This is a genomic window from Bacillus cereus group sp. BfR-BA-01355 (genome assembly GCF_022663675.1).
GTDB classification, from domain to species: domain Bacteria; phylum Bacillota; class Bacilli; order Bacillales; family Bacillaceae_G; genus Bacillus_A; species Bacillus_A thuringiensis_S.
In genome coordinates, this window is sequence record NZ_JAKUFY010000540.1 from 1 (window position 1) to 204 (window position 204).

Sequence of the window (204 nt, forward strand, 5' to 3'; positions counted from 1 at the left end):
TGGCACCTCGATGTCGGCTCATCGCATCCTGGGGCTGTAGTCGGTCCCAAGGGTTGGGCTGTTCGCCCATTAAAGCGGTACGCGAGCTGGGTGCAGAACGTCGTGAGACAGTTCGGTCCCTATCCGTCGTGGGCGTAGGAAATTTGAGAGGAGCTGTCCTTAGTACGAGAGGACCGGGATGGACGCACCGCTGGTGTACCAGTT

1 rRNA gene is annotated in these 204 nt (G+C 59.3%); it reads left to right on the forward strand.

The features are described from left to right. Window positions 1–204: ribosomal RNA gene (locus tag MR167_RS32835) — 23S ribosomal RNA — on the forward strand; the annotation flags it as partial.